The sequence below is a fragment of the Legionella feeleii genome, from assembly GCF_001467625.1.
GTDB lineage: Bacteria > Pseudomonadota > Gammaproteobacteria > Legionellales > Legionellaceae > Tatlockia > Tatlockia feeleii.
The window spans coordinates 2143-7855 of the sequence record NZ_LNYB01000090.1 but is presented as its reverse complement, the minus strand read 5'-3'; the positions used below and the strand labels follow the sequence as shown (position 1 = coordinate 7855).

The window sequence follows — 5713 nt, the reverse complement described above, 5'->3', positions numbered from 1 at the left end:
TGTTCATTATTATGACAATTGTCTCTTAATTATTTATCCTTGCCATTATACTAAAAACTAGATTTTAACGCGAAGACGCCAAGAGCCAAATATTATTCGTGTATTATTATCATTACTAATGCAAGAAAATACACAGAGTAATATTATCCGGAAACTCAACTCTCATACTCGTTATGCACGCCTTAGATTAGCATTATTTGAATACAACAAAATCTTTAAAAGTATTCACATTCTCAATCTTATCGATGACATGAGCTTTCGAAAAGCACTAAGAACAGCCAGGAACCGTACAGAAGCATATCATCAATTGCAAGGCATAATTCGCAAGGTATATCGGGGTATTTTCAAAGGAAAAACCATCACTGATAATCGTGTCAGCGCACACGCAGCCAGATTATTAGCCAATAGCATTATTGGATATAATAGTATCATTTTGAATGATATTTATGAGAAAATGGTGACGGAAGGAGTACCAGATGAAGTGATAGAGGAGTTTGCTCGTATTTCACCTATTGCTTGGGTTCATATTCTTTTTACTGGAAGATATCGCTTTAAAGGAAACAATGGTTTAATCGATATTGCAGGGATTGTGCAAATTTTGGAAGATCAACTAAAACAAAGTATTTGGAAAGAAGGTGAACGAGCAGTAACTTAGCATTTCAGGTATGTAATTTTGAAATCCCCCTTTTTGTCAGTTCTTCCACAAGACCCCTTATAGAATATGGTTTGTCAGTAGTTTAACAATTAAAAACAGTAAGATTTATTGAGAGATAATTTTTTTAATTTAGGTCGATACGGTTAAATTATAGGCTGTTTAAGGGCATGTGATTCGTATTTGCCCCGTTCCTGTAATTTAACCCAACTACTTGGAAACCGGGTTGTTAGCTTCCTTTCAAGCCTTAGATCAATCCGGTTACAGTGACGAAGTCGTCGATCTGTTATATTATTTGTATAATGAGGGTAATTTAAACGATTCATCCCATTTTTGGTCTTTTTTGCACCATAAGTTTTCAAAAGAAGTGGAGGAGAAAGTCATGACACTCGGACAACAAGCCGTGCAAAAAGCTGTGCAAAAAGAATCAAAAGAAACAGCGCTTCGCATGCTGGATGAAAAACTTGATATTAAACTCATATCAAAAGTAACCCAATTATCTCAGGAAGAGATTAAATTATTAATAAAAAATAGCACCAATTGAACAGTGAGTCTGTCACATTTTAAGATAATGAAAGCGCCTATTGCCAGTTTGATGGATTTCTTTATTGGGGCGCGGAAGAGGGAGTAAATATTTAGCTCTATCTGGTTAAAACTTAACAGCCACCACCTTTAGCTGATGGCTGTTAAGTTTTATGCTTTATACGCGTTCCCTTCGTGCTGCAATTCTTCAGACATATCTATATGTACCTCTCCCCTGATAAAACTAAAAAATGAGAACTTGTTTTGTTTTTGAGATAGGAAGTAATCCCGAGGTTGATCTGCTCCATATTTATTGGGAACATTTTGTCGCTCGGCATCTCTAAAAAAAACAAATTTTCCATCAGGATAATGTACTTGCTCAAGTGTTTTTGAGGAGGCTTTATTTTTAGGATGTGCCGTAGCGATATATGAAGCGTCATCACCCATATACGCGACAACCAATTCACTGGCACGACGGGCTAAAGCTCTACCCTGTTGTGCTGGAGAGATACAAAATGCTAACTCGGTTCGCCCTTCGGTTGGAAAAATATTAAGTCTACCTGCTATACCATCATGAGTGATTATCGTCCAAGTAAACCGTGATAAATGACCTGTGTATTTATCATACTGAAATGTCAAATTTTGCTGTGCACGATCCAAATGTATCGAGGTGTATTCCTCTAAAGTGAAACTCTTACCTGTACCAAAATATTGCATGATCTGCGGTTTGCTGAAAATATCGGCGTGTAATTTATATCGATGATCTGGCATAAGGGGAATCATCACTAATTTTTCACCCGTGAGTACGTGGGGTGCAAATCCGTGGGCTAAAGGCCGCCCGATAGGAAGTGATGTTTGTTGCTCTTCTGGCAATGATTGAGCGTGTTTTAGCATGGATATATCCTTATGATAAAAAGCAGCGTTAATCATAACATGGTAAACAATTAATTATCAATTCAAATGGTTTTCACCAAAAATGAAAACAGGATTAGGCGGGATTTTACGGTTCGTGTCACCAAGTACCACTTTGAAATAAGTTCCTAGAAGGGCGGGAGTCGGTAATAATCGCATTAAAATGAACTTAATTTAATCGATCCGCGCTTTATTTTTCATGAATGTTTGGCTTATTTTCCTGTCGCAATTTAAAAACAGGAATATCCGTATTTGTCCTGCTCTTGCTAATGTGCCATTTTAAATCAATTAACTATAAAACAATACAAATTATTCGCAAGTGGCACCTGGTGGCAAGAACCGTAAAATGGGGCCGATTAATCAATGGCGTCGGTTTCCTTGCTCTTTTTCAAAGCGAGTCTGCGACCAAAGACAGGCGTTATCTCTTCAGGTGGGGCTTTTTTAACGGGTGTTTCTTCGTGAGCATGAGATATCTGTTTTTCTTTTTTCTTACGGTAACTTAACAGTCGCTCTTTGGGCACCGTCAAGTTAACTTTTGCTGACGCAAACAAGATGAAAGCTCAAATTTTAGGCGCAAAGGAGCTCTGTTGCAGCTTGTTGCCAAATTCGTTTGGCATTCTGAAACTGAGCGCGTTGCTTTGATGCCGAGTTAGTGTAACGACCAACCGCTATGGCAAAGAGGTTTCTGGTTTTCCCCATGAGCGCTAAGACAAGTTGAGCGCTGGCGGGTGATTTGAAACGAATAAGGCATTTTTCTTTTCTACGTGTCGGTTGATGGGCATTCTCGGCGCGGTTATTGAGCCCTTTATGGCAGCGATGTTCTGTGCCTTGGCTCATCTGTTGAATGGGTTTCGTATAACTTCTCAGTTTGTCGGTCACGATTACTCGTGGCTTGGGGTAGGCGTTCAGAAGGCGAGCCAGGAAGCGAATGGCGGCTTTTTGTTACGACGCTTCTGTAGCAACACATCCAGCTCAAAACCATCCTCATCCACGGCACGCCATAAATAATAAACCTCGCCGTTAATGCGCAGTTGCTGCTCATCCAAATGCCATTTATCGGATGGCTTTGGCTCTCGCTTCTTAATCACATGCCTAAAATGAGGACCAAATTTGATACACCATTGACGGACTGTCTCATAGCTCACTGCAATCCCTCGATACAGCAGCCGCTCTGAAACATCTCGGTAGCTGTCATTAAACCGGTGATAACTCCATACCGCAATGCTGATTATCTCGAAAGGATAACGATAGCGTTTCGGCTTTTGCTCCAACATCTTTTCACCAATTAAATAATGCCTAGTCTAACGCAAAAGTTAACTTGACGGTGCCCTATTAGACTAATCCACCAGCTTTAGGCTGGTGGTTGTTTAGTGCCCCTCTAAGGCATCATCTTGTTTGCATTACTATCTTCACTGTCTTCAGTTATTGCAAATGAGGCTAAAGAAGAGATATCCTTTACTGCATTTTTTCCAAAAATGTTCTTAAAAAAATCAACAATCATTTGACCCAAGCTTCGATAATCTGCCAGCGCGTCTTTAAGACCATTATGCAAAATTTCCATATGATTGCTTTCAACAATAAGAGACGGATGTGAGCTGTCTTTAGAAAAATCTATTTCAATAGTTGCTTCAGCCTTAATTAATCCGCCTTCCGAATATATGTAAGGTTGATCCTCTTCGATGTATTTAGATAAACGAGAGCCTAGTGCAGGGATTAATTTTTTTACGTTGCAATATTCTTGGATTCTGAATCCAGAGCTTGTTGTTTCTATACTAATTTTAAACTCTCTACTGCGCCCCATGATTGTCACATCATTTCCTTGTCTGTCTTTAAGCTGAGTCGCCAGCGCTGAAGTAACAGGGTATAACAACCCCCCTTGGTGAAAAGTTTTTCTTAAATAAGAAGAAGCGTTCTTTTTTTCTGCTTCGGTACCTGTAAAATCTTTCAATATAATTTTTTCGAAAAAATCTAGAACATCGCTTTCTGTTTTAAACTCGTTAAACTGATTAGAAAGCAACTTTAAAGATATTCCATTTATACTAATATTTTCATCAGCCCCCGCTGCTCTAAAAAAATCTGCTTGGACATGTGAACTACCCATGTTTGGATTAGATACGTTCAAAGTCGAACTTCTTGGCTTAAAAAATCCAATCTTTTTATCTGTTGCAGATATGATTGTTGGCATTTCAGGTTTTTTTAGCAAATGAGCGTTAGTAATCAGCTCTGCAACTAAGATGTTTTTTTTGCCCAAATCAGCGCTATGTTTCTTTATTAATTCCAGGGATTCTTGCGACGAGATCTTTTTGGGTGCAGGGGGAAGTTCTGGAAAGAGGCAGGGTGCAATCACTACAGCTAAATTTGAAGCATTCATTTTTGTTTCAGGTTTTTGGCAGACTTTGTTCATTAATTTTAATAGAAAATAAGCGACTTTCGAATTGTAAGGCAATGACTCATTCCACGCTTCAAGCAGTGACTTTCCTTGTTCAAATTGCTGTTTAGTAAAGATAGGCCCTTCATCAGCCCTTAATTTTCGCAAAACGTGCTTAAGTAAATCAGCGCGCTCAATCTGATTCATATCGCCGAACTCAATTTTTCCTTGTTGAATTTCAGACATTTTTTTTTGGAGTAACTCAGTGTTTGCTGCTTGTCTAAAAATTCCTTCGGGCGCATTTATCGCTAGCGATTTATCTATTAATTTAATTAATTCAAGCGCCGCAAATTGGAAGTTACTGACTTTTTCTTGGGTTGCTTTTTTTATTGGCTTTATGCCTGTACCAATACTATTTTCAGATAGCTGTTGCGCTTGGCTTTGTGGCGATTGAGCTCGAGAAATAGCCTTATCTACGGCAGTAATATCTAATTGGTAGCCTTTGGGTAGCGCCTGTTTGTATTTGCCTGAAGCAGGATGGCATTCCGCTACTTGAACAACTAAACTATCTGACAGCTTAACGGAGGATTCTAACTCGCTTTTTAAATTCTTTAATTCCTCAAGAGATAAACTCCCTCTTTTAGCGTCTTGAATAACTGAGGCCAAATTTTCATAACGAATCTTTAATTTCTCTTGAATCAAAGACGTCCGAACATTTAAATTTTTCTTGTTTCTACCCTGAGACATAATACCACCTACCTCTAAGTTAATTGAAATGAATGTCTTTAAGCTTAATTATACAATAACTTTATTAAGATATTCTTAAGGAATTGTATTTTAATTTGTGTATTTATTGATTTGGCGTATACTGGAAAGAAAATTTATTTTTCTAGACAAGGGATAGTTAATGACACAGCAAACCAGAATAATAGTGGAATCGGCACCGTCAACTACTGCGCACCATGAAAGCAGCAAATCTCACTGAGCCATCGTTTCCAATAAATTCTGCTGTTTGAACAAATTTAAACCGATTCATAGACTGTTATGGAACTGCCATAGTCAATTAATGTGTTAATAATTGCCATTGCCTGGCATTATTTTAACCACTTATTTGTGCAGCGCGATAATATACTGGGCCAATTCAATGACCTATTCTAACCTCTAAGGGTTAAATGATAAAAGGTGGTGGTTTCTCTCGCTTTTCAGCATAAAAGCAAAGCATTTTCTCCCAACTTTCAAAAAGAAACATGCCAAAAATC

5 protein-coding genes and 1 pseudogene are annotated in these 5713 nt (G+C 38.2%); 2 read left to right on the top strand and 4 right to left on the bottom strand.

Annotated elements, in window-relative coordinates:
* The first annotated feature begins 61 nt into the window (after positions 1–61).
* Positions 62–655 carry a Tn3 family transposase gene (locus Lfee_RS16420; RefSeq protein WP_082646688.1) on the top strand — a complete coding sequence of 198 codons (594 nt, stop codon included), beginning with the start codon at positions 62–64 and terminating at the stop codon, positions 653–655.
* A gap of 223 nt (positions 656–878) precedes the next feature.
* Positions 879–1196, top strand: coding sequence for a hypothetical protein (locus tag Lfee_RS16415; protein WP_058448077.1), 318 nt, complete (start codon positions 879–881; stop codon positions 1194–1196).
* Positions 1197–1345: 149 nt separating this feature from the next.
* Here Lfee_RS16415 and Lfee_RS16410 read toward each other — a convergent pair whose 3' ends face one another.
* The 4 genes and pseudogenes from Lfee_RS16410 to Lfee_RS16390 all read right to left on the bottom strand — a co-directional run bounded on the left by Lfee_RS16410 (position 1346) and on the right by Lfee_RS16390 (position 5201).
* Positions 1346–2068, bottom strand: a complete 723-nt coding sequence (locus Lfee_RS16410) for a GNAT family N-acetyltransferase (RefSeq protein WP_058448076.1) — start codon at positions 2066–2068, stop codon at positions 1346–1348.
* A gap of 374 nt (positions 2069–2442) precedes the next feature.
* A complete protein-coding gene (locus tag Lfee_RS16405; RefSeq protein WP_156506596.1) occupies positions 2443–2607 on the bottom strand; it encodes a hypothetical protein in 165 nt (54 codons plus the stop codon).
* 46 nt (positions 2608–2653) lie between these two features.
* Positions 2654–3360 (bottom strand): annotated as a pseudogene (locus Lfee_RS17735) (IS6 family transposase).
* Between the two features lie 104 nt (positions 3361–3464).
* Entirely contained in the window at positions 3465–5201 is a 1737-nt protein-coding gene (locus Lfee_RS16390) for a RhoGAP domain-containing protein (RefSeq protein WP_058448074.1), read from the bottom strand.
* Positions 5202–5713: the final 512 nt, after the last annotated feature.